The sequence below is a fragment of the Paraburkholderia sp. GW821-FHT02A12 genome (assembly GCF_059422005.1).
In genome coordinates, this window is the sequence record NZ_JBWKWA010000002.1 from 2,494,396 (window position 1) to 2,519,055 (window position 24,660).

Annotated in this window: 19 protein-coding genes; 13 read left to right on the forward strand and 6 right to left on the reverse strand. The window is 61.0% G+C overall.

Annotated features, from left to right (window positions below):
- Positions 1-50 precede the first annotated feature (50 nt).
- From AC07WT_RS32630 to AC07WT_RS32665, 8 genes are all read left to right on the forward strand, one after another.
- On the forward strand, positions 51-1,499 hold the full coding sequence (locus AC07WT_RS32630; RefSeq protein ID WP_492589878.1) for an aspartate aminotransferase family protein: 1,449 nt from the start codon (positions 51-53) through the stop codon (positions 1,497-1,499).
- 73 nt (positions 1,500-1,572) lie between these two features.
- A complete protein-coding gene (locus AC07WT_RS32635; RefSeq protein ID WP_492589876.1) occupies positions 1,573-2,694 on the forward strand; it encodes a polyamine ABC transporter substrate-binding protein in 1,122 nt (373 codons plus the stop codon).
- Between the two features lie 212 nt (positions 2,695-2,906).
- Positions 2,907-4,070: an ABC transporter ATP-binding protein gene (locus AC07WT_RS32640; protein WP_494950151.1), complete on the forward strand. Its 1,164-nt coding sequence runs from the start codon at positions 2,907-2,909 to the stop codon at positions 4,068-4,070.
- Complete coding sequence (locus AC07WT_RS32645; RefSeq protein WP_494950152.1) at positions 4,067-5,041, forward strand: ABC transporter permease subunit; 975 nt, start codon at positions 4,067-4,069, stop codon at positions 5,039-5,041. The genes AC07WT_RS32640 and AC07WT_RS32645 overlap by 4 nt, the downstream gene beginning before the upstream one ends.
- Positions 5,038-5,949 carry an ABC transporter permease subunit gene (locus tag AC07WT_RS32650; protein WP_494950153.1) on the forward strand — a complete coding sequence of 304 codons (912 nt, stop codon included), beginning with the start codon at positions 5,038-5,040 and terminating at the stop codon, positions 5,947-5,949. Before AC07WT_RS32645 ends, AC07WT_RS32650 begins: the two co-directional genes overlap by 4 nt.
- Positions 5,950-5,986: 37 nt before the next feature.
- Positions 5,987-7,567: a DUF3138 family protein gene (locus tag AC07WT_RS32655; protein ID WP_494950154.1), complete on the forward strand. Its 1,581-nt coding sequence runs from the start codon at positions 5,987-5,989 to the stop codon at positions 7,565-7,567.
- 73 nt (positions 7,568-7,640) lie between these two features.
- Positions 7,641-8,933 carry an NAD(P)/FAD-dependent oxidoreductase gene (locus AC07WT_RS32660; protein WP_494950155.1) on the forward strand — a complete coding sequence of 431 codons (1,293 nt, stop codon included), beginning with the start codon at positions 7,641-7,643 and terminating at the stop codon, positions 8,931-8,933.
- Positions 8,933-10,246, forward strand: a complete 1,314-nt coding sequence (locus AC07WT_RS32665; RefSeq protein ID WP_494950156.1) for an NAD(P)/FAD-dependent oxidoreductase — start codon at positions 8,933-8,935, stop codon at positions 10,244-10,246. The genes AC07WT_RS32660 and AC07WT_RS32665 overlap by 1 nt, the downstream gene beginning before the upstream one ends.
- 454 nt (positions 10,247-10,700) lie before the next feature.
- Here the strand turns inward: AC07WT_RS32665 and AC07WT_RS32670 are convergent, their stop codons facing one another.
- The 6 genes from AC07WT_RS32670 to AC07WT_RS32695 form a co-directional block, all read right to left on the reverse strand.
- A complete protein-coding gene (locus tag AC07WT_RS32670) occupies positions 10,701-11,540 on the reverse strand; it encodes a ThiF family adenylyltransferase (RefSeq protein WP_494950157.1) in 840 nt (279 codons plus the stop codon).
- Positions 11,541-11,729: 189 nt separating this feature from the next.
- Entirely contained in the window at positions 11,730-12,737 is a 1,008-nt protein-coding gene (lhpH, locus tag AC07WT_RS32675; RefSeq protein ID WP_494950158.1) for a trans-3-hydroxy-L-proline dehydratase, read from the reverse strand.
- Between the two features lie 78 nt (positions 12,738-12,815).
- Positions 12,816-13,763, reverse strand: a complete 948-nt coding sequence (lhpI, locus tag AC07WT_RS32680; RefSeq protein ID WP_494950159.1) for a bifunctional Delta(1)-pyrroline-2-carboxylate/Delta(1)-piperideine-2-carboxylate reductase — start codon at positions 13,761-13,763, stop codon at positions 12,816-12,818.
- Between the two features lie 175 nt (positions 13,764-13,938).
- Positions 13,939-15,198: a metal-dependent hydrolase family protein gene (locus tag AC07WT_RS32685; RefSeq protein WP_494950160.1), complete on the reverse strand. Its 1,260-nt coding sequence runs from the start codon at positions 15,196-15,198 to the stop codon at positions 13,939-13,941.
- Positions 15,199-15,208: 10 nt separating this feature from the next.
- On the reverse strand, positions 15,209-16,504 hold the full coding sequence (locus tag AC07WT_RS32690) for an MFS transporter (RefSeq protein ID WP_494950161.1): 1,296 nt from the start codon (positions 16,502-16,504) through the stop codon (positions 15,209-15,211).
- Between the two features lie 151 nt (positions 16,505-16,655).
- Entirely contained in the window at positions 16,656-17,555 is a 900-nt protein-coding gene (locus AC07WT_RS32695; RefSeq protein ID WP_494950162.1) for a LysR substrate-binding domain-containing protein, read from the reverse strand.
- A gap of 600 nt (positions 17,556-18,155) precedes the next feature.
- Between AC07WT_RS32695 and AC07WT_RS32700 the strand changes: the two genes are divergently transcribed.
- The 5 genes from AC07WT_RS32700 to AC07WT_RS32720 are packed head-to-tail and all read left to right on the forward strand — an operon-like array spanning position 18,156 to position 24,483.
- Positions 18,156-20,432 (forward strand): TonB-dependent hemoglobin/transferrin/lactoferrin family receptor, encoded by a 2,277-nt coding sequence (locus AC07WT_RS32700; RefSeq protein WP_494950163.1) that lies wholly within the window; start codon positions 18,156-18,158, stop codon positions 20,430-20,432.
- A 60-nt stretch (positions 20,433-20,492) separates the two neighbouring features.
- Positions 20,493-21,569 carry a hemin-degrading factor gene (locus tag AC07WT_RS32705; RefSeq protein ID WP_494950164.1) on the forward strand — a complete coding sequence of 359 codons (1,077 nt, stop codon included), beginning with the start codon at positions 20,493-20,495 and terminating at the stop codon, positions 21,567-21,569.
- Entirely contained in the window at positions 21,566-22,465 is a 900-nt protein-coding gene (locus tag AC07WT_RS32710; protein ID WP_494950165.1) for a heme/hemin ABC transporter substrate-binding protein, read from the forward strand. The genes AC07WT_RS32705 and AC07WT_RS32710 overlap by 4 nt, the downstream gene beginning before the upstream one ends.
- A gap of 26 nt (positions 22,466-22,491) precedes the next feature.
- Complete coding sequence (locus AC07WT_RS32715) at positions 22,492-23,616, forward strand: FecCD family ABC transporter permease (protein WP_494950166.1); 1,125 nt, start codon at positions 22,492-22,494, stop codon at positions 23,614-23,616.
- A 36-nt stretch (positions 23,617-23,652) separates the two neighbouring features.
- On the forward strand, positions 23,653-24,483 hold the full coding sequence (locus AC07WT_RS32720) for a heme ABC transporter ATP-binding protein (RefSeq protein WP_494950167.1): 831 nt from the start codon (positions 23,653-23,655) through the stop codon (positions 24,481-24,483).
- Positions 24,484-24,660: the final 177 nt, after the last annotated feature.

Consider the following 24,660-nt stretch of genomic DNA (forward strand, 5'->3'; position numbering starts at 1 on the left):
GCCGTCATGGACGTCGACGAAAAAGCAAATGCAGAACTATTGGAGGCAGTATGAGCTATAGAACAGAAGAAGTCGCTTACGTGCAACCGGCGCAACCCGCTGCCGGCGCACAGTCGGCTCAGGCCGCACAGCAGCAACGCAGCACCGCCGAATACCGCGCGCTCGACGCCGCGCACCACATTCATCCGTTTTCGGATATGGGCTCGCTCAATCGCGCCGGCAGCCGCGTGATCGTCAAGGCTCAGGGCGTGTACCTGTGGGACTCTGAAGGCAACAAGGTGATCGACGGCATGGCCGGCCTGTGGTGCGTGAACGTGGGTTACGGCCGCAAGGAACTGGCCGATGCGGCGTACCGGCAGATGCAGGAACTGTCCTACTACAACACCTTCTTCAAGACGACGCATCCGCCGGTGATCGAACTGTCGGCATTGCTCGCGGAGCTCGCGCCGGAACCGTTCAATCACTTTTTCTATTGCAACAGCGGCTCGGAAGGCAACGACACCGTGCTGCGCATCGTCCATCATTACTGGGCGACGCAAGGCAAGCATTCGAAGAAGTTCGTGATCTCGCGCAAGAACGGCTATCACGGCTCGACGATCGCGGGCGGCACGCTGGGCGGCATGGGCTACATGCACGACCAGATGCCGTCGAAGGTCGAAAATATCGTGCACATCGACCAGCCGTATTTCTTCGGTGAAGCGCAAGGCAATCTGACGCCGGAAGAATTCGCGCTGGCCCGTGCGCAACAACTCGAAGCGAAGATTCTCGAAATCGGCGCGGACAACGTGGCCGCGTTTATCGGTGAGCCTTTCCAGGGAGCGGGCGGCGTGATTTTCCCGGCCTCCACGTATTGGCCGGAAATCCAGCGCATTTGCCGCAAGTACGACATTCTGCTGGTCGCCGACGAAGTGATCGGCGGCTTCGGGCGGACCGGCGAGTGGTTCGCGCATCAGCACTTCGGTTTCGAACCGGACTTGATCACGCTGGCGAAAGGCCTGACGAGCGGCTATATCCCGATGGGCGCGGTCGGCCTGCATGACCGCGTTGCCAAAGCGATCATCGAGAACGGCGACTTCAATCACGGCCTCACCTACTCCGGGCATCCGGTGGCCGCCGCTGTCGCGGTCGCCAACCTCAAGCTACTGCGCGACGAGAAAATCGTCGAGCGCGTCAAGACCGATACGGGTCCGTACTTCCAGAAGAAGCTGCGCGACACCTTCGCGAACCATCCGATCGTCGGCGAGATCTCCGGCGCGGGGCTGGTAGCCGGCCTGCAACTCGCGGAAGACCCGAAAACGCGCAAGCGTTTCGCCAACGGCGGCGACGTCGGCACGATCTGCCGCGACTTCTGCTTCAACGGCAACCTGATCATGCGCGCCACCGGCGACCGGATGCTGCTGTCGCCGCCGCTCGTGATCACGAAGCTGGAAATCGACGAAATCGTGTCGAAGGCCAAAAAGGCCATCGACGCGACTGCACAACAACTTGGTATTTCGTAACGGCAGTTCGTTCCGGCATGCGCACACCCACGATCCATGCTCATGCCGGTTCTTCACATCAAGGGAAAAAACCATGAGCGTTAGTCATCTTCGTCATGCGGTCGCGGGGGCCGCGCTTCTCGCCTTCACGGGTTTTGCGGCGCTGTCGGTCACGCCGGCCCTTGCGGCCGACACGGAACTGAACGTCTACAACTGGTCGGACTACATTGCGAAGGACACGATTCCGAACTTCGAGAAACAAGCCGGGATTCACGTCAAATACGACAACTACGATAGCGATGACACGTTGCAGGCCAAACTGCTTGCCGGCAGTTCCGGTTATGACATCGTGGTGCCGACGTCGAACTATATGGCCAAGCAGATTCAGGCCGGTGTGTATCAGAAGCTCGACAAGTCGAAGATCCCGAATCTCGCGAATCTCGACCCCGTGCTGATGAAGATGATTGCCGACGCCGATCCGGGCAACCAGTACGGGGTGCCCTGGGCGTACGGCACCGACGGTATCGGCTATAACGTGCAGGCCGTCAAGAAGGCGCTCGGCGACAACGCGCCGGTGGATAGCTGGGCACTCGTGCTGGATCCGGCCAATCTGTCGAAGCTGAAGAGCTGCGGCGTGTCGTTCCTCGACCAGGCCGTCGACGTGTTCGCCGCCACGCTGCAATACATGCACAAGGACCCGAACAGCACGAACCCCGCCGACTATCAGGCCGCCTTCGAAGTGCTGAAGAAAGTCCGTCCATACATTACCCAATTCAACTCGTCAGGCTACATCAACGACCTCGCGAACAATGACATCTGCGTCGCGCTCGGCTGGTCTGGGGACGTCGGCATTGCGAGCCGCCGCTCTGCCGAAGCAAAACGCTCGTATCAGATCAAATTCTCCAACGCCAAGGAAGGCGGCCTGCTGTGGTTCGACGTAATGGTGATTCCGAAAGACGCGCCGCATCCCGAGGCAGCGACGAAGTGGATCAACTACATCTCGGACCCGAAGGTCAACGCGGCGATCACTAATGAAGTGTTCTATCCGACCGCGAACAAGGCCGCGCGCCAGTTCGTCACGCCGGCCGTCGCTGAGGACAAGACCGTTTATCCGGGCGACGACGTGTTGGGCAAGATGACGCTGATGAAGCCGATGCCGACCGACATCCTGCGCCTCGAAAACCGCCTTTGGGCACAGCTCAAGACCGGCCACTGATTTTAGCCAACTCGACTAAACATTGATCTCGCGCTCAGGGATCGCTAGAACCCTGAGCGCATGAATAGCAGCAACGGTAGTCAGCCTGCGCGCTTTTAGGGTCCCACCTGCGCGCAGTCCCATGTTTTCCGATCGCAGCGCATCTTGCGAGCCGCTTCAAGCGCCTCGTACGGAGACACTTGCGCCCGCGATCCGCAAGGAATGGTTACATCATGAACTCGACGACCTTAAATAGCGCTGCCGGCGCCACCCAGATGGCCCGCCCCGCACCGACGACGAAATCGAAATCGGATGAATTTGTCCGCATCGAAAACGTCGTGAAGAAATTCGGCGACAGCACCGCTGTCGACAACGTCAACCTGAACATCGCGAAGAACGAACTGTTCGCGCTGCTCGGCAGCTCCGGCTGCGGCAAGTCCACGCTCCTGCGCATGCTCGCGGGGCTCGAGACGGTCACGTCCGGGCGTATCTTCGTCGACGGCGAAGACCTCGCCGCGATGCCGCCGTACAAGCGGCCGGTCAACATGATGTTCCAGTCGTACGCCCTCTTCCCGCACATGAGCGTCGAAGCGAATATCGCTTTCGGCCTCAAGCAGGAAGGCACGCCGAAGAACGAGATCAAGGAACGCGTCGCCGACGCGCTCAATCTCGTGCAGATGAGCAAGTATGCGCAGCGCAAGCCGCATCAGCTCTCCGGCGGTCAGCAGCAGCGTGTGGCGCTGGCCCGCTCGCTGGTGAAGCGCCCCAAGCTGCTGCTGCTCGACGAACCGATGTCGGCGCTGGATAAAAAGATCCGCCAGAAGACCCAGCTCGAACTGGTCAACATCATCGAGAAGGTCGACGTGACCTGCGTGATGGTCACGCACGATCAGGAAGAAGCCATGACGATGGCCGGGCGGCTGGCGGTGATGAGCGAAGGCCGCATCGTGCAGATCGGCTCGCCCAGCCAGGTGTACGAATTTCCGAATAGCCGTTTCTCGGCCGAATTCATCGGCTCGACCAATCTGTTCGAAGGCACGGTGGTCGAGGACGAGCCGGACCATATCTTCGTCGAAAGCCAAGACCTCGAAGCGCGCCTGTATGTGAGCCACGGCGTTACCGGCCCGCTCGGCATGCCGGTTGGCATCTCGGTGCGCCCCGAACGCGTGAAGGTGTCGCTCGACAAACCCGCCACGCCGCACAACTGGGCGCGCGGCGTGGTCTCGGATGTCGCGTACATGGGCAGCTATTCGCTGTATCACGTGCGTCTGCCGAGCGGCAAGACCGTGGTGTCGAATCTCTCCAGCTCGCACCTGATGAGCGAAGGTGCGCCGTCCTATAACGACGACGTGTTCGTCTACTGGTCGCCGGCTAGCGGCGTGGTGCTGACGCAATGAGAAATCCCGCCACCACCTCCCCCGCGGCGCTCGGCGCGCCGTCCGGCAGCCGCCTGCTCGTCTCGCTGAAAAAACGCCTGTCGATGCTGGTGCCGTCGGGCCGCACGACCGTGATCGGCGTGCCGTTCCTCTGGCTCACGGTGTTCTTCGCGTTGCCGTTCGTGCTGGTGCTGAAGATCAGTTTCGCCGATCTGCGCCTGGGCATTCCGCCGTACACGGATCTCGTGACGGTCAAGGACGGCATGGTGCACTTCGCGATGCAGCTGAGCCACTACGCGTTCCTGCTGCAGGACGACCTGTACGTCGCCACCTATATCAGCTCGCTGAAGATGGCCGCGGTCTCGACGATCTGCTGCCTGTTGATCGGCTATCCGATCGCGTACTACATCGCCCGTTCGGCGCCGAGCACCCGCAACCTGCTGATGATGGGCGTGATGCTGCCGTTCTGGACGTCGTTCCTGATTCGCGTCTACGCATGGATCGGCATTCTGAAGGACGACGGCCTGCTCAATCACACGCTGATGGCGATCGGCATGATTCATTCGCCGTTGCGGCTCTACCACACGGATATTGGCGTGTATATCGGCATGGTCTATTCGTATCTGCCGTTCATGGTGATGCCGTTGTATGCGCATCTGGTGAAGATGGATCTGACGCTGCTCGAAGCCGCTTACGACCTCGGCTGCAAACCGTGGACCGCGTTCACGCGCATCACCTTGCCGCTGTCGAAGAACGGCATCATCGCCGGCAGTCTGCTGGTGTTCATTCCGGCGGTCGGCGAGTACGTGATTCCTGAGCTGCTCGGCGGCGCCGACACGCTGATGATCGGCCGCGTGATGTGGGATGAATTCTTCAACGATATGGACTGGCCGATGGCATCCGCCGTCACGGTCGCCATGGTTCTGCTGTTGCTCGTGCCGATGGCCGTGTTCCAGTACTACCAGGTCAAGGAACTGGAGGGCTCGAAATGATCAAGCCGAATAAACCTCTTTCCATCGGCGTGCTGTCGTTCGGGTTTCTGTTTCTGTATATCCCGATCCTCAGCCTGATCGTGTATTCGTTCAATGAATCGAAGCTCGTCACCGTCTGGTCCGGCTTTTCGCTGAAATGGTATGGCGCGCTGTTGCAGGACGGCGAACTGCTCAGCGCCGCGTGGCTGTCGCTGAAGATCGGTCTGCTGACCGCCTGCGCTTCGGTGGTGATCGGCACGTGGGCCGGTTTCGTGCTCGCCCGCTTCGGACGCTTTCGCGGCTTCACGCTGTTTGCCGGCATGATCAACGCACCGCTCGTGATTCCCGAAGTGATTCAGGGCATCTCGCTGCTGTTGCTGTTCGTCGCACTCGAACAGATGCTGGGCTGGCCGAAGGGCCGCGGCTTGTTCACGATCTGGATCGGCCACGTGATGCTGTGCGTGTCCTACGTGGCGATCATCGTCCAATCGCGGGTGAAGGAGCTCAACAAGTCGCTCGAAGAAGCCGCACTCGATCTCGGCGCCACCCCCTTCAAGGTGTTCTTCCTGATCACGCTGCCGCTGATCTCGCAAGCGCTGATGTCCGGCTGGCTGCTGTCGTTCACGCTGTCTTTCGACGACCTCGTGCTGTCCGCCTTTCTGTCCGGTCCGGGCTCGACCACGCTGCCGCTCGTCGTGTTTTCGCGGGTGCGCCTCGGCCTGAACCCGGAAATGAATGCGCTTGCAACAATCTTCATCACCACGGTGACGATCGGCGTGATCGTCGTGAACCGCTGGATGCAGCTGCGCGAACGCAAACGCAACCGCGACATGCAGATGGCTTTCGCGCTCGCCAAAGCCGCCGACCCATTGCCTGCCGTGCCACAACAAGCCACCGTACGAAAGTCTCTCGATACGGCACAGGCATAAGAAGTCCATTGCAATACGACCAACAAGGAGAATTTGCATGAGAAAGAAGCTCATCTGTCTGCTGGTGGCGGGGAGCCTGCCGGGCTTTGCCATGGCAGATGCCACCAGCGACCAGATCAAGGCGCTACAGGCCCAGCTGAACGCGCTGCAAAAGGAGGTGAAGCAACTCCGCGCGGAAGTCGCCGGCAAACCCAAGGCGGCAAACACAGCAAACGCGGCAACCGCGGCCCCAGCCCCGGCGACGGCGGCCGCGCCGGTCGACATTTCGTCGCCTGAGTACGGCAGCGCCCGCGCGACGCTGACCAACGACGAAGTCACGTCGATGAAGCAGCAGATCGCCAATCAGCAGTTGAAGGTCGACTCGCTGGTGGACGCGGCCAATACCGGTCCAATTGCGGGTCTGTCGGTGACGGGTTATATCGACCCGACCTACATCTATAACCGCGCACAAAGCAGCTCGTCGTTCCTGTTCGCGAACCACGAGAGCGCCTACAACTACTTCAACAGTTCGTTCGGCGATCTCTACCTCGACATCAAGAAGACTTTCGGTGTCGGCCCGATGGCGCCGTCGGCCGAAATCACGTTGATGCCGAACCGCGGCAACGGTATTACGCTGTTGGCGAACGAACACGGCAACATCGGCAACAACATCCTGAACACCGCGGTCGTCAATGTGCCGTTGACCGCGACGACGACACTCGTGGCCGGTTTGATTCCGAGCTTCGGCGGTTATGAAGTGCAGCAATCGAATCAGATGCTGACGCTGACGCACAACCTGCTGTATGACTTCTCCGATCCGGGCAGCTATGTCGGTATCGGTGCGAATTACACCTCGGGCAACTGGGCGTGGAAGTTCTTCCTCGGCAACGAGCAGTACCGCACGTATGGCGCGACCACGCAGATCGGCACCAACTCGCTCGGCGATCCGATCACGACCAGCAACAAGATTCCGACCTTTACGGCGCGTACGGACTACACGTGGTCCAGCGCACTGGATATCGGCGGTTCGTTCAACATCGGGCGTCAGACGCTGCCGAGCGCGACCAACGCGACTACCGGTGCGGTCACCTACGGCGTCGGCGGCAACGCGCCGAGCGCGGGCGGCACGTTCTTCTTCACCGAAGCCGACCTGGCCTACACGCTCGCCGACGTGCAGTACAACGCCGAAGTCGACTACGGCCAGCAGCAGAACGCGGCGTTCAACGGCGGCCAGGCGCAGTGGTACGGCCTCTCGCTGCTCGCGCACCGCAAGTTCAACCTGCCGGTGGTGGGCCGCATGGGCGCGACGGTGCGCTATGACCTGCTCGTCGACAGCAAGAACGGCGGCGGCGGCGGCGGCATCGCGTTGAACGGCAACGGCATGGATACGGCTGACGGCTTCGGCATTGGCGCGGACTGTCTCGCCAATTCGAAGGCGAACGGCGGTCTTGGCTTCGAGTGCAAGGGCGCCACCCGTCAGGACGTTTCGCTCGACCTGTTGTTCTACCCGACCCAGCAGATCACGGTCAAGGTGGAATACCGCCACGACTGGGCCAACAAACAGGTGTTCCTGAAGAACGACGGTTCGTACGGCAAGTCCAACGACCTGCTGGCGACGCAATTCATCTACTCGTTCTAATCCGCACCGCCCGAGCGAGCGGCCCGGCCTTATCGAAGGCCGCGCGTTCGGGCTTCTTCCGCATGCCCTGCCTATGCTCCCATTCTCGAAGCAACCTCACGTCGCCTCGTATTACGCAGCAACCGCCAACGACACCACCCGCCATCCCCCGCTCGAAGACACCCTTACCGTCGACGTCTGCGTGATCGGCGCCGGGCTCACCGGCATGTCGACCGCGCTGAACCTCGCGGAAAGCGGCCATTCGGTCGCCGTGCTCGAAGCATCGAAAGTCGGCTGGGCGGCGAGCGGCCGCAATGGCGGCCAGTTGATCGGCGGTTTTGCGTGCGATACCGATACGTTTGCGAAGTTCATGCCGGCGGATGACGTGAAGCGTGTTTGGGACATGGGCCTCGAAACACTGGATATCGTCAAGGAACGCGTCGCGAAGCATCAAATCGACTGCGATCTGACTTTTGGTTATCTGACCGCGGCGAACAAACCGCGCGATACAGACGCGCTGCGCAAATGGCGCGACGAAGCGCAAACGCGCTTTGGCTACAACCGCTTCCGTTACGTCGAGCGCGAAGGTCTCGACGAATACGTCGAATCGTCGCGCTACCTGGGCGGGCTGTTCGATCCGGACAGCGGTCATCTGCATCCGTTGAATTACACGCTGGGTCTTGCACGCGCGGCACGCGCGGCCGGCGTGAAGATTTTCGAAGACAGCTGCGTCAACGCGCTGCGCGAGGAAAACGGCCGGCATGTGGCCGATACCGCGCGCGGCAAGGTGCACGCGCAATTCGTCGTGCTCGCGTGCAACACCTACCTCGGCAAACTGGCACCCGGCGTGGCGAGCAAAATCATGCCGGTCGGCACCTATGTGATCGCCACCGAACCGCTCGACCCCGACCGCGCCGAAGCGCTGATGCCCGCGAAAGCCGCGGTCTGCGACAGCCGCTTCGTGCTCGACTACTTCCGCCCTGCGCCCGACCACCGTCTGCTGTGGGGCGGCAAAGTCAGCTATTCGACCTTCGCGCCGCGCAACCTCGGCGAGGCGATGCGCCGCGACATGCTGAAAACCTTCCCGCAACTCGACGACGTCAAAATCGACTATGCGTGGGGCGGTTTCGTCGATATCACGATGAATCGCGCGCCGCATTTCGGCCGCCTCTCGCCGACGGTGTATTTCGCGCAGGGCTTCTCGGGCCACGGCGTAAACACCACCGGTCTCGCGGGGAAACTGATCGCCGAGGCGATCGACGGCCAGGCGTCGCGCTTCGACCTGTTCGGCAAGATTCGTCATCGCGACTTCCCCGGCGGCGCTACACTGCGCACCCCCGCTCTCGTGCTCGCGATGGCCTGGTATCGAATGAAGGACCTGCTTTGATGAACGCTACAGTCAACACGCTCGACCGCCGCGCCGATGCGCTGATCGCCAACTCGTATTACGAGGCGAGCGCCGCCCGGCCGCTCGTCGACGATCCGATGCTCGACGGCACGCTGGAGGCCGACGTCTGCGTGATCGGCGCTGGCTTTTCCGGTTTGTCGGTGGCGCTGGAATGCCGGGCGCGCGGTTTGTCGGTGGTCGTGCTCGATGCGCATCGCCCGGGCTGGGGCGCATCGGGCCGCAACGGCGGGCAGACGCTGGTAGGCTTCGCGAAAGACGAAATCATCGAACGGCAACTCGGTCTCGACGGGGCACGCGCCGCGTGGGCGATGTCGGTGGAAGGCGTCGCGCTGGTGCGCGAGCGCATCGAACGTTACGGGATCGATTGCGATTTCACCGCGGGCTATCTGACGGTGGCGACCAAACCGAAACGCGTGCCGGACTTGCGCGCGTGGATGGACTCGGCAGCGCAACGCTGGGGCTATACGAAACTCGCGTGGCTCGACACCGACGAAGTGCGCGCGCGCGTCGCTTCGCAACGTTATCTCGCCGGCGTCTACGATCCGTTTTCAGGCCACCTGCATCCGCTCAAATACTGTCTCGGTCTCGCCGACGCGGCGCGGCGCGAAGGCGCGCAACTGTTCGCGCATTCGCCGGTGATCGAAGTGGTGCGCGGCGCGAGGCCCATTGTGCGTACCGCGACCGGCGAGGTGCGCTGCCGTTTCGTTGCGGCCTGCGGCAATGCGACTATCGGCGACGTGTTGCCCGCGCCGGTCGCCGCGCGCATTGCACCGATCGCGTCGTACATCGTCGCCACCGAGCCGCTCGGTAAAGCGCGTGCCGACGCGCTGATCGCCGGACGCGAGGCGATCTGCGACAACAACTTCTTCCTCGACTACTTCCGCCTGTCGGCCGATCATCGCGTGCTGTTCGGCGGCCGGGCGAGTTCGACCGGCGCATCACCCGTGCAACTCGGCCGGGAGATTCGCAAACGCATGATCGGCGTATTCCCGCAACTGGCCGACGTGCGGATCGACTATGCGTGGGGCGGTTTCGTCGACGTGACGCGCAATCGCGCGCCCGATTTCGGCTCGATCGACCCGAACTACTTCTACGTGCAGGGCTTTTCCGGCCACGGCGTCGCGTTGACCGGCATCGCCGGACGCGTCGTTGCGAAAGCGATGGCGGGCGAGACGGCGGCCTTCGATCTGTTCGCTCAACTGCGCCACGCGCGCTTTCCGGGCGGCCCGGCATTGCGCGGGCCGGCGCTCGAACTCGGCATGATGTATCACCGGATTCGCGAGTTGTTCTAGCCGGCCTGTTTCGCCCGCGTAACGAGTGACAATAAAGTCTGTACCAAGCCAATAAAGTGTGTACCAGTGACAATAAAGTGTGGCCGACCTTCTAGCAACTTTAAAGTTTGCGGTTGATGGAAGCCGCGCCACGCCACTTACCCTATAGGTATAGCGCGATTATCGGCGGGGTCGGTTTGGCAGAACTGGCTCGGCCATCATATGTAAGCGGCTATGGCGCTCGCGATAACGCCTGCAATTGCGCTTCCGGAGACGTTCACGAACGGATGTCGGCGTTTGGGCTGCAGCACGGTAGCGGCGCAAAGTACAACTTCGCGATGTAGAAACGAAGGCGAATACAGCTGTCCTACGCTCTCAGTGCTGTATCTGTTCTTCTGGACCTGCGAACCGAGCACCTGCAGGACACTATCGTGAAGAGCAAGCTCCCAGCCCGAGCCGGGAATCCCGAACCGCATCACGTCGCCCCCCCTTGGCCGACAATGACGTCACGGAAATCTCGCGTCAACCGCACCGAGTGATAGGTATCTTCGGATTGAGGTACTAGGGGACCTAGCGTGACACGGAGGCCGAGCGATTCGAAATACGCGGATGAGCGCACGGTAGACCAAATTCTGGACGGCAGCGGAGCTTCTGCATCCAGGATGCTGAGCACGCATTCGCACGATGCACCCGCTGCCTGGCTCACGTCAGCGACGCCATATTCATGAAACCCTGCGTTGCACGCAGGCAGAACGATTTCCGTGTCATCGGGCCAGTCCGCTGCATGAATGCGAAGGACAGGGTCATCGGCGGGCCAGACTGTGTCCTTGTCGATAAGCACCACGTGCGATGCCGCGCAAAACGGCTCCATCCATGCGTGAATGATTGGCGTGCTAGGGAAGGTGGTATTGCGCACCTCACCGAGGAAGCTGCGCACACTCTCCTCACCCGTGCAGTCGACCACGAGGTCGAAATCGCCCGGCCGGCTCTGCGCCAGAATCCAGTCGGCCGCCATCGCGCGATGCCCCTTCACAACCACACCAGGAATATCCGCGTTCAGTTGTGCCGCGAGCTCGACTGCCTTGGACTGAAACAGAGCGCACAGGCCAAGCGGATGGCGCGAGACGTTCTCCGGCATGACGTCATCCATATCCACGAGCGTCACGTTTTGAACCCCGGCCTTCACAAGCCCGATTGCCAGTGGCGCGCCTAGCGAGCCACTGCCGAGGACAAGCAACCGCTTCGTCCGCAGACGTTCGATGCGTTCCAGGCGCTGGTCACGCACGATTGCCCAATCAGGGTCCATGCGCGTCATCGCTGCTCCCGGAGCGCTATGCGGCAAGCGGGACCATTACTCGAAACAACCAGCTCGTTACTCGCAGGGTAACGAGCTGGGGTCACCACCTAGGAACAGAGTGGCGGTCAGGTTGGCGTTGCAACGAAAAAAGCGCGAGACTGATTGCTCAGCGACACGCGCCAACCTGGTACCACTACTGTAATTGCTCTATCGAACGAGGAACCCGTATGTCAACGGGTCTCGTTCATCCACTATCCAGTTGGCAAAGCCGCATACGAAAGCGTTGCCTTCGACTTCCGGGATGACGGCCTTGAAGTCACCCACGGTCGTTTCGCTCAGGACACGTCCTTTAAAAACGGTACCGATAATGGACTCGTTCACCAGCGTATCGTCTTTCCCGAGCTCCCCGCGCAGATAGAGCTGCGCAACACGTCCGCCGGTTCCAGAGCCCGTGGGCGACCGGTCAACTTCGCGGTCCGCGAAGACGCAACAGTTGGCTTGCGTGGAGCCCGCGTAGCGGGGCGCGTTAGCAATGATAGTCCCGTAAATGTGGTTGATTTCAGGGATATCCGGGTGTGCAACTGGAAACGCCTCATTAGCGGCCGCCTTAACCTCCGCACCGAAACGGATGAGCTCTTCCACCGACGACTCACGTACTTCGAGACCGTGTGGCTGGCCCTCTGTGTAGAAATAGAACGCACCACCGAAGGCGATGTCGCCTGTCACCGGGCCGAACGACGGCGTCTCAACCGTGACGTCCTTTTCCCAGATGAACGACGGCACGTTCACGAAGCGGACATTACCCGCGTGCTCGCCGTCCCATTGAACGAACGCTTCGATGAAGCCACACGGTGCATCGATACCAATGCGCGTCTCTGGTATCTGACGCTGCACCCAGCCCAGCTCGACCGCTGCTGTAGACAGCGCAATGACGCCATGCCCGCAGTGGTCGCTGTAACCCTCGTTGTGCAGGAAGATGATGCCGAAATCTGCGTTCGGGCTCACCGGTTCCGTCAGGTAACCACCGTACATATCTGCATGACCGCGAGGCTCGAACATCAGCGCCTTGCGAATTTCGTCGGCGTTCTCCTTCAGCCACGCGCGTCGCTTGACGATAGTATCGCCAGGAAGACGCGGCAGACCGCTGGTAACGATGCGGAATGCTTCACCGCCGGTGTGGACTTCAACAGTCGAGATGGTGCGTGTGATTTTCATGTTTGCTTCGGTGAAATCGGTGGGTATCCCGCTTCTATTCGCCGAACGGACCCGGCAAGCGATTTAAATCGGCGCTACTTAAACGTCAGCGGAGCCTTGACAGGCGTTTGCGTCGAGCGCTTTACGTGCTACGCGGCACGCGGCCAGGTCCCACGCAGCGCAGCCAACGCTCTTGAACAGAATCGGCGCACTCGGCTTAAGCTCGCCACCTAGTGCCTTGGCAAGCGGAAAAACCGAGGTCCAGTCGACCTTGGCCTGGATAAGGTCGCCCGCTTCATGCTTTGCGCCGACGGGGTCGTCAACGACCACGAAACTACCGTCGACAGTTTCCTTGCCGATTTCCGCTGCGTCTGGCGTGAAAGCGCCGACTCCGACGACGAGACGACCGGGTCGCGCCGGCTGCGTGTAGACCGGAGACTTGCTGGTTGTCAACGTGATGACGACTTCAATGCTGTCGGGAATCACATCGCCATCAAGGACGGACAGGTTCGGTGCTATCGGCCGGGTCCGGGCCACGAAGGCCTCTGCGCCTGCCGGAGAGGTGCCCTTTGCGAACAGTTTGGCTTCCGGGAACGTAGTCGCGAGAGCTTCCGCGTGATTGGCCGCCTGTTTCCCGGTGCCAATGATGAAAATTTCGCGCGGAGCCATGCCGTGCAGGGTCTGGATGCCCAGCACAGTGACCGCTGCCGTTCGCCGCCCGGTCACAGTCGGCCCGTCGAGCACGAACAACATTTCCCCGGTGTGCGCGTCGCATGCGATGACCTGACCATGGATGGTCGGAAGCTGGCGCTTTCCATTCGAAGGACACACGTTCACCAACTTATGGATGGCGATGTCTTCAGCACTGGCTGGCATCGAAAGCATCAGGCCGCCTTCCTGCATCGGAATGGCCAGCCGCTCCGGACTCACGACGTGTCCTGCGCCGTATTCGACGATGGTCTCTCGAAGAACGCGCACCAGCGAGGGATAGTCCAGTAGTGCAGCTGTTGCCTGGGCGTCGAGATTTCGGGTGCTGAGAGAGCTCATGTTCGGGTTCGCTTTTAGAGGGGCGGGTCCTGGATGCGCTGGAGGCATACGGCGGTGCTAATCAATCAAGTCTGCTGCGGCTTTCGCTTGGTCTGGATTGCCGTCATCGACAGACCCGACGCGTATTCGGCTTGAGTGCAAACGGTGGGCGCGACCGATGCCGCGCGCCAGCAGTTCACTCTGCGACTGGTTCGAGCAGTCGGCCGGCTTCCTTCATACACACTCCAGCCTTGATGACCACGGGAATGTGTTCGCCCTGTCCCAGCAGAAGGGAAATGTCCTCAATCGGGTCACCGTCGACCACGATGAGGTCAGCCACGGCTCCGACAGCTACCGTTCCCCGCACGCCTGCTTCACCTGTGATTTCGGCGGCAACGCACGTTGCCGACCGAATGGCCTCAACGTTGCCGACGATTTCTGCCCGAACGGCAAACTCGTCGGACTGGAAGGCGTGCAGTTCGCCCAGCATGTCCGAGCCGAACCCGACCTTCACGCCTTCGCGCGCCATAAGCGCAAGTGCCTGCCGGCCGACGGAGCGTGCTCCCTCAATCTTTGCGAGCGACTCAGCGGGGAAGCCAAGCGCGGGACCTTGTTCAATGAGACGGTCGAGAGTAGCGATTGTGGGCACAACCGCTACGCCGCGCTCCGCCAGCAGACGGGCAGTCTCTTCGTCGATGAGGTTGCCGTGCTCGATACATTTCACCCCGCACTCGACGGCGCGTCGGACGGCTCGAGCGGTGTAGGCGTGCGCCATCACGTAAGTGCTGGCAGCCTCAGCTTCCTGAACCGCGGCACGGATTTCATCTTCCGAATACTGCGTGTTGGCGATGGGGTCGTTGGGCGAAGCCACACCGCCCGACGCCATTATCTTGATTTGCGAGGCCCCTTTGAGGAGTTCTTCGCGCACGGCCAGGCGCATCGCCTCGACACCATCGACCACACGAGCAATCGCTCCCTGACGCCCCAGGCACCCGCAGGCATCGTCAAGCTTGTCATTGCGCTGACGGAAGTCGCCGTGCCCACCGGTCTGCGACAGCGCCTTGCCTGATGACAGGATGCGCGGGCCCCAAAGAGCGCCGCTGTTGACAGCCTCGCACATTCCAAAGTCAGCGCCACCTGCATCACGAACGGTGGTGAACCCGCGGTTCAGCATGCCGCGAAGGATGGGCAACGTTTTAAGCGCTGCCAGGAAGTTTGGCATCACCGCGTTGGCTCCCAGATTCGTTTTCGACGCGACGACGTGGACATGCAGGTCGATGAAGCCCGGCAAGACGGTACGCCCGGGAAGGCTCATCCTGCGGGCCTCGACAAACGACGACGGTATCTCTCCTATTGCCGCAATTTTTCCGTCGGCGATGCAGACATTGACGTTTGTCTGGCGTTTCTTCGTTGCAGGGTCGAAAACGTTGACCCCTTCGATTACCAACATGTTCATGTGAATTTCCTCAAGCCTGGTATGGCTTCGTCAGCAACATGCCGAGCAGGCTAACCACTGCGGCGAAGATGATGTAGTAAGACGCAGACTCGGCGTCACCCGTGTGTTGGGTGAGCCAGGTGATGATGAAGGCGGCAAAGCCACCGAAGATGGTCACTGCGCCGTTGTAGGCCAAAGACAATCCCGTCGCACGGACGCGGCTCGGGAACATTTCCGTGAAGAGAGCCAGAATCGGGCCGGTGTATGCAGCAATCAGCACGCCGAAAATCGCCTGGAAGGTCAGCAGCGTGGCAAAGTCGGGCGATTTAATCAGTTGAGAGAACAGTGGATAACTGGCAACCAGAATAACGAGCCCAGCAACCGACAGGACCCGTCGCTTGCCGACCTTATCCGACAGTGCCCCGAACACGGGTGCCATGACCATCAGCACGACACCGCTGACGACGCCCGACGTGAAGCCCTCACGCTGGGTCATGTGCAGATACTTCACAACATAAGTCGGGATGTAGAACAGGATGACATACGTGCAGACGGTCCAAAGTACGACCATCAGCAGGCTGGAGAGCACCTGGCGGGGATACTCGCGAACGACGTCGCGCAGCGGCGTGCTGGCGTGGCGCTTCTCCGATACGAACTCGGGCGTTTCCTCGATTTTCAGCCGAATGTAGTATCCAACCGGGGCCACCAGCATGCCGATGAAGAACGGAATACGCCATCCCCATGCGGTCAGCGAATCAGCCGACATGCTCGACGTGATGAGCGTACCGGTAAGGCTGCCGATGACCACGGCGAAACCGACACTCGTCTGAATCCAGCTCGAATAGAAAGCACGACGGTTAACTGGAGCATGCTCGGTAAGGAACGCGGTAGCGCCGCCCATTTCACCGCCAGCGGACAGCCCCTGCAGCATTCGCGCGATAACGATAAGACACGGTGCGGCGATGCCAATAGATTCGTACGTAGGGGCGAAAGCGATGATGCCCGAGCCGAGCGCCATGATGAGCATGGCGAGCGACAGAGCTCGCTTGCGACCTACCTTGTCGCCGTAGATGCCGAACGCGATGCCGCCGAGCGGTCGCATCACGAAGCCAACGCCAAAAGTTGCCAGTGATAGCAGCAGCGACGTTGTCTCGTTGCCTGCGGGGAAAAATAACTTACCAATGGTTGCTGCGAAGAACGCGTATCCGGAAAAGTCGAACCATTCCAGACCGCTGCCAATGACAGTGGCGAAAATCGCCTTCCGGCGCGTCACCGTCCTTGTGGGCGGCTCGCCCACCAGTATGCCGTTTGATGCACTCGTTGCCATTTAGACCTCTCTGGATTGTCGTTTTGCGAGGTGAGCGTTCGCGATTCGTCACGCAATCAATGTAATTTTTGGCGTGACGACGGCATAACGCTAATTTCGCAAACGCGCTTGCAAAAAACGCAACCGCATCCAGAGGCGTGCAACGGAGGCGTCAGGGAGCGAGTGTCTGATCGATTACCCACTCGCGGAACCGACGGGCGGCAAATGTTTCCGCACGCTCGGATGGCCAGGTGACAAAGTATGAGCCGCCCATTGTGGCGTGAGAGTCCGATGCCCTGACGAGCGCGCCATGCTCAAGGAGCGGGTCAATAACTCGGTTCCAACCGAGCGCGACGCCCTTGCCATGCGTCGCGAGCTGCACAATGAGTGGGTAGCTGTTAACAATGATGGTTTGATTGAGTGCTGGTCGTTCGAGCCCTGCCTGTTCGAACCAGGTGTGCCAGGACATCCAGCTACGTTCCGCGTCCTCCAGAACAAGCAGCGTGCAGGACAGCAGTTCCACTGGCATCAGTTTGCGCCCATCAAGATATGTCGGTGAACAAACCGGAAATACCTCTTCGTCGAAAAGTTTCCGCGTGTGCGTTCCGGGAACCTCGGGGTTGCGCAAATAGAAAATGCCCACGTCGTACTCAGCTGGCGAGACGGCTCCGAAGTGGTCCCGCACGATGATGCGCAGGTCCACATCGGGATTCGCATCGATAAACGAGCCGACTCTCGGCGCGAGCCAGAATACCGAGAGCCCGGCTGTGCAGGACACCGTGAGGCGAGACTTGACGACGCGAGCCATCAGACTCGACGTAACGCTAGTGCACAGCTCCAACATGCGCCGAACATCCACCGCATAGGTTTCCCCTGCTGGTGTGAGCCTTAGGGTGTTGTGCTCCCGCACGAATAGCCGGCGCCCGAGGAATTCTTCGAGTTGAGATATCTGGCGGCTCACGGCACTGGTGGACAGGTGCAGTTCCTGCCCCGCGCGAGTGAAGCTCAGATAACGGGCGCTAGCTTCGAATGCTTGAAGACATGCGAGTGGAGGCAACGGAGAGAGAGCCATGGCGTGCGGCGAGCTATCCAAGTTGTAGTAGAGCAGCAGGATAGCTCAACGACATCGGCCGATGGCGACTTCTTCACGACACTGGAATTCGGGCGTCGACGTTAACGCTGGGCCTTACCGAAGCCATCGAGAGGCTTACGCGCCGGGCAGAATGACCAACCGCAAAGGTATTGCACCGCAAAGTCTGGCCACCCCCGTCCCGTCTCGCTGGCCAGACTTTGTGCATCCTACCGAGCGAGCAAGCGGCTAGCTGGTACAAACTTTATTTAATTGCGGCACGAGGCCGGTCGATAAGAATCAAGCACTTAGGGTGCGGTTTTGGTACAAACTTTATTGTCCGTTGTTACCGCGTTGATCGAGTTCAGCGGAGAGCGTCCGCGCTAGCGAGTCGAAATTCGCGGGCACCATTCCCAAGTCGCTCGCCGACCGTTATTGACAATGATTCTCATTAACAATAAAGTCATGCTTTCATAAAGCTAACACCTTCATTAATCGAGCTTTACCTGTTAACCACGCCCAGCCCAACCCTTATTGGGCTGCCAGCCAGGTGCCGTGAATCACCCAGCGAGCTTATCGGGTCTCTTCATCGGGGATTTTCACGTGCATCCTTCTCGTCCGGCGCGACGTCCGCTGTCCGTCATACTTGCTGGCGTCTATGGCGTCGTTGGCTTCTGGTCTCATGTTCATGCGGCAACGGAATCGTCTGCTACCGCTAGCAATCAAGGCTCTGCTCAATATGCCGAGTTGCGCAGTACGCCGGACCTGCTCGACCCGGTAACGGTTACTGCGACCCGGACTGCAACGAAAGCCAGCCACACCGCAGCCAGCGTCTCTGTCATCACGGCCGAAGACCTGGAAGAACAACAGGCGGAGAACATCAAGGACGCGCTGCGCTACGAGCCTGGAGTCACTGTTCGGCGCACACCCTATCGGCCGACTTCGGCAGCCACAGCCGGAGGGCGCGACGGCGACTCGAGCATCAATATCCGTGGTCTCGAAGGCAACCGCATCCTGCTGATGGAGGACGGTATCCGTCTACCGAATTCGTTCAGCTTTGGCCCGCTGGAAGCGGGTCGCGGCGACTATGCGGACATCGGCACCTTGAAGCGCATCGAAATTCTGCGAGGTCCGGCCTCGGCTCTGTATGGAAGCGATGGTCTGACCGGCGCCGTCAACTTCATTACCAAAGACCCGCAAGACCTGCTCAACATCTACGGCAAAAAAACATACTTTTCGGTGCGGCCAAATTACGAATCGGCCGACCGCAGTTTCGGCGCGACCGTTCAGGCCGCCGGCGGCAATGACATGATCCAGGGCATGGTGATAGCCGATGGCCGGCGCGGCCACGAACTGGACGGCACCGGCTCGAACAATTCGGCGGGTCCTAACCGCACGACGGCGAATCCGCAGGACACCTACTCGGAATCGGTACTCGGCAAGCTTGTGGTCAAGCCCACGGCACACGACACGTTCAAGTTCACGGCCGAAACCGTCAGGCAGCGTATCGACACCAACGTGCTGTCCGCGGCGAATCCACCGGCCACGCTCGCGCTGACGGCAAACGATCGCCTCGAGCGCAACCGTTACAGCCTCGACTACGACTTCAGTAACGAAGCTGCGCGATTCTTCCAGACCGCGCACGTGCAGTTCTACTACCAGGACGCTTCGCAGGACCAGAAGTCCTATGAGACACGCAAGTCACAACCGTCGCGAAGCCGCGAGAACAATTACAGCGAACGCATCGTCGGCGGTTCCGCGTTTGCGGAGAGCACCTTTCACACGGGCATCCTCACGCACAAGCTCCTGTACGGCGGCGACGGCAGTGTCGACCGGGTGACCAACCTGCGCAACGGCACGGTTCCAGGTGCGGGCGAAGCGCCCTTCCCCAACAAGGCATTTCCGGATACCGATTACACGCTTCTCGGTGCCTTCCTGCAGGACCAGATCAGTTTCGGCGCGTTGACGGTCACGCCAGGCCTGCGCTTCGATAGCTATCGGCTCAGCGCAAAGACCGGTGACCCGCAGTACACGGGCACGCCGGTTTCGTCGAGCGACAACGCGCTGTCGCCGCGGCTTGCCGTGCTTTACGAAGTGTCACCGGCGCTCATTCCGTACGCCCAGTATGCACATGGTTTTCGTGCGCCGTCGCCGGACCAGGTGAACAACAGCTTTGCCAACCCGCTCTATGGCTACACGTCGATCGGCAATCCGAACCTCAAGCCGGAAACCAGCGACACCATTGAAGCCGGTCTGCGCGGCAAACTTGGCACCGGTCTCGGCCCGTTGAGCTATAGCGCCGCAGTGTTCGCAGGCCGCTATCGGGATTTCATCTCGCAGCAGACCGTTGCCGGCACCGGCAGGCCGACCGACCCTCGCGTATTCCAGTACGTCAACTTTGGGAAGGCTCGCATTCATGGCCTTGAAGGTCGAGCCGAGTGGTTCCTGCCGCAAGGCTTTTCTGTGAAGGCAGCGATGGCTTTCACCAAAGGCAGCGTCGAGAACACGGGAGCCGCGAATCAGCCGCTGGACTCCGTCAACCCGTTCTCTGCCGTGTTCGGTGTGCGTTACGAGCCGAGCGAACAATGGTTCGCACAGGCAGACCTGTTGTTCCAGGCTGCCAAAAAGTCCACTGACGTCACGCCCCGAAGCTGTAGTTCGACAACGTGTTTCGCACCGCCTTCATCGTTCGTGGTGGACTTGCGCGGCGGATATCGCTTCAGCAAGCACGTGGTCGCGTATCTCGGCGTGTTCAACCTGTTTGACCGGAAGTACTGGAACCGGTCGGACGTGCGAGGCATCGCCGATACGTCGTCAATCAAGGACGCGTATACCGCGCCTGGGCGCAACGTCTCCGTCAGCATGAAGATCGACATGTAACGGCGAGCGCTTCGACCTCTCCAATTTTCATTGCGCTATCGTCAACCTTAGGAGCCTGCCATGCAAAACACCGCTCGCCTTGACGCGACTTCGTTGCAACAGTTGCGTCATGCCTTCGTCAAGCTCAGGACCGAGCAGAAGCTGCGTCATCGCGATGCCGCGCTCGCACTCGGCATCAGCGAGGGCGAGGCACTCGCCGCGTTTACCGGCGAGCATGTCGTGCGCCTGACGCCGCGCTTTATCGAGCTGTTCGAAGAAGTGCCACATCTCGGTCCAGTCATGGCGCTCACGCGCAATGAAGCTGCCGTCCATGAAAAAGACGGGCAGTACGGGAACATGAGCCACAACGGCGACGTCGACCTTGTACTGGGCGGCGCAATTGACCTGCGGGTCTTCTACCAGCACTGGGCATCGGGCTTCGCCGTGCGGGAGGCGACTGCTCACGGTGAACAGAAGAGCCTGCAATTTTTCGATGCTCAAGGCCACGCGGTACACAAGATTTTCCTGCGCGAACACAGCAATCACGCGGCATTCGACGCTTTCGTCGAGCGCTGGAGCGCTGCGGAACAGGTGCCGGGCCTGATGCTGGGCGAACTGGCAGCCCCGCCGGTCGTCAAGGACGATAGCGAAATCGACGTGTCGGCATTTCATGCGGCGTGGGACGCCATGAGCGACACGCATCAGTTCTTTGGCATGCTGCGTCAATTTGGGCTTGCTCGCACGCAGGCGCTGCGTCTCGCGGAGCGACGATACGCGCTACCCGTTTCAACCGGAGCATTGCAGAATCTGTTGGTCCGTGCGTCTGAGGCCGCCATACCTATCATGGTGTTCGTGGGCAATCGCGGCATGATCCAGATTCACAGCGGCCCGGTTAAGACCATTCGCATCATGGGCGCCTGGCTCAACGTACTGGACCCGGGTTTCAACCTGCATCTGCGCACGGACCTGATTGCGAATGCCTGGGTGGTTCGCAAGCCGACGTCCGACGGCATGGTCACGTCTCTGGAACTGTTCGACTCGCAGGGTGAGAACATCGCCATACTGTTCGGAGCGCGCAAACCGGGGTCGCCTGAACTGGAAGGGTGGCGCGAACTGATCGCAGAGCTCGAACCCTTGCGCGATGAGGCTTCGGTATGAATCCCAGGCGCGTTAATGGATCTCGCCGCGCGTACGTCTTTGGGGGCGCGCTCCTGTTCGCTGGAATTCCCCTGCGTGCGAATGCACAGCGGGGGCAGCGGCGGGTAATCGTGGTCGGCGGTGCGCTGGCCGAAATCGTCTATGCGCTTGACGCGCAAGCGAATGCACGCGGCGTGCTCGTCGCAACCGATACGACCTGCACCTTCCCCGCCGCTGCAGGCGCCTTACCGAAGGTCGGTTATCAGCGAGCGCTATCGGCGGAAGGGCTGCTGTCGTTGCGGCCCGACCTGATTCTGGCGTCTTCGGAAGCGGGACCGCCGAACGTACTAAGCCAGGTGAAGCAGGCGGGTGTGGAAGTGGTGACGTTTGCTGAGCGCCATGACGTCGACTCTGTACGCGAAAAGATTGGCGGCGTCGCCCGGACGCTCGATGCGGACGAGGCAGGCAAGGCGCTACTGGCTCGTTTTAACGAGCAATGGCAGGCGGCCCGCCAGACAATCAACACATCGCCATTCGCCACGCGCGCCCAGCCGCCGCGCGTGCTGTTCGTGCTGAACAACACCGGCAATCAGGCGTTTGTCGCGGGGCAGCGCACCGCCGCCGATGCCATGCTCACCTATGCCGGCGCGCGCAACGCGATGCAGGGCTTCAACGGGTACCGGCCGTTGTCTGCCGAAGCACTGGTTAGTGCGGCACCCGACATCGTGCTCACCACCGATGAAGCGCTGAGCGCGATTGGCAGTGCTGACAAGCTGCTCGCGAGTCCCGGCTTCGGCGCCACACCTGCTGGCCGGGCGAAAAGGGTCGCGTCGCTCGACACCCTGTTCATGCTCGGCTTCGGCCCCCGGTTGCCCGCTGCCGTGGTGACGCTCAACCAGCGTCTGGGGCAGGCTTGACGAACACACGTTTGCCACCAGAACCGATGAACACATCAAGCGCAGCGCGTCCCGGTATGCCAGCGGAGCATGCCTCTCAAGCGGAATCCTTCACCCTTGCTGATCGACGGCATCGGGGCACGGCTGTGCTGCTGTACAGCCTTGTCGTAGCGCTTTGCGGGGCGACGCTTGCTGGAATTTGCATTGGCGCTTACGGCATGGCGCCCCTGGTTGTCTGGTCCGCACTCACGGCGCGCTCCGACGCCGTGATGAATGACCCCGCGGTTCAGCAAGCCCAGGCCGTGCTGTTCACTATCCGGTTGCCGCGTGTGGCGCTCGCCCTGCTCGTCGGCGCGGGCTTCGGTGCTGCCGGCAGCGCCTTGCAGGCGCTCTTTCGCAATCCACTGGCTGACCCGGGACTGATTGGCATTTCGAGCGGCGCCGCTCTGGGTGCGTCCACGCTGATCGTGCTCGGGCCGCTTCTGGGTGCGTCCTTTGCTGCAGCTGGCCTGTATGTCCTGCCGGTTGCGGCGTTCGTCGGCGCTCTGGCGGTTTCCGCGCTGGTTTATCGGCTCGCCTCCGCTCGCGGACGGCTTGCGTTGCCAATATTGCTGCTGGCGGGCATCGCGATTAACGCGCTGGTGGGCGCCGCCATCGGGCTGCTCACCTACATTGCCGACGACGCCCAGCTCCGCTCCCTGACGTTCTGGAGCCTGGGCAGCCTCGGCGGCTCACAATGGCCAATGCTTGCTGCGGTGATTCCTTTCGTTCTAGTGGGCGTCGTCCTGATCGCACGCAACGGCCATGCGCTCAACGCGCTGCAACTTGGCGAGACTGAGGCGCAGCATCTGGGCGTGCCGACGCAACGTGTCAAGCGCACGGTGTTGGCCGCTTCTGCGCTGAGCGTGGGTGCGTTAGTCTCATGCACCGGCGTGATCGGTTTTATCGGGCTGGTGGCGCCTCATTGCGTGCGGCTCGCATGCGGCCCGAACCAGCGTGTGGTGATGCCCGGCGCCATGTTGCTCGGGGCCACCCTGACCATGCTGGCCGACCTCGCTGCGCGCACTGTGGCCGCGCCGGCAGAAGTACCGCTCGGCATCCTCACCGCGTTGCTCGGCGCGCCGTTCTTCCTCGTGCTGTTGTGGCGCAGCCGCGGTCAACTCGGCTTGTGAGCGGCACGTCAGTGAATCCGATGGAGCAGACATAAGATGTTGATCGCGAGCAATTTGAGCGTGACGCGAGGCGCAATCGCGGTTTTACGGAACCTTTCGCTAGCCGTGAAGCCTGGTGCCTTGACGGCGCTCCTCGGACGCAACGGCGTCGGCAAAAGTACGCTCCTCAAGGCGCTGGCCGGAGAGTTCGACACCGCAGGCGCAATGCGTGCGTGGCGCATCAGCGGCGATCTGACGCTCAACGGCGAACCGCTGCGTGCGATCCCGCCTCAACGCCTCGCTCTGCTGCGTGCCGTGTTGCCTCAATCTTCCCAGCCTTTGTTCCCGTTCAGCGTCGAGGAAATCGTGCTGCTTGGGCGTTACCCTCATCTACGCGGCGGCGCGCCTTCAAGGCGCGATCGGGAGATTGTCGGCGAGGCGCTGGCACTGGCAGAGGCCGGTGGACTCGCCGGGCGCGACATCACGACACTGTCCGGGGGCGAACTGGCGCGCGTCCAGTTTGCCAGGGTCCTTGCTCAGATCTGGCCTATTGCCAGTATCTCTCCAGAGCACGTTGGGGCAATGCCCCGGTATCTCCTGCTGGACGAGCCGACCGCCGCCCTTGATATTGCGCATCAGCACGGTCTTCTTGCGACAGTCCGGGACGTGGCGCGCCGCTGGAACATAGGTGCACTGGCGATCGTGCACGACCCGAATCTGGCGGCGCGTCATGCCGACACGATCGCTTTGCTCTCGGAAGGCACGATAATCGCGCAGGGCACGCCACACGAGATAATGCAGTCCGAACTGATCGAGCGCTGCTACGGTTTTGCCGTGCGCATGCTTGACGCTGGCGGCGAGTCAGCACCGGTCGCCGTACCGACATAGAATAATTGTGCTGGGTTCGAGAAAAACAGAGCACCCGCAACGCATAGGCTCGGCCCCCTTTACCTGAGTTCAAGTCGAGCGCAGCAAGGAAGGCCCAATGAAGCTCAACGGCCGGCGGTTTTTGCTATTGTGATGGTCGATACCATACTGAGGTATCTCTTGATATTCCGCTTTTAA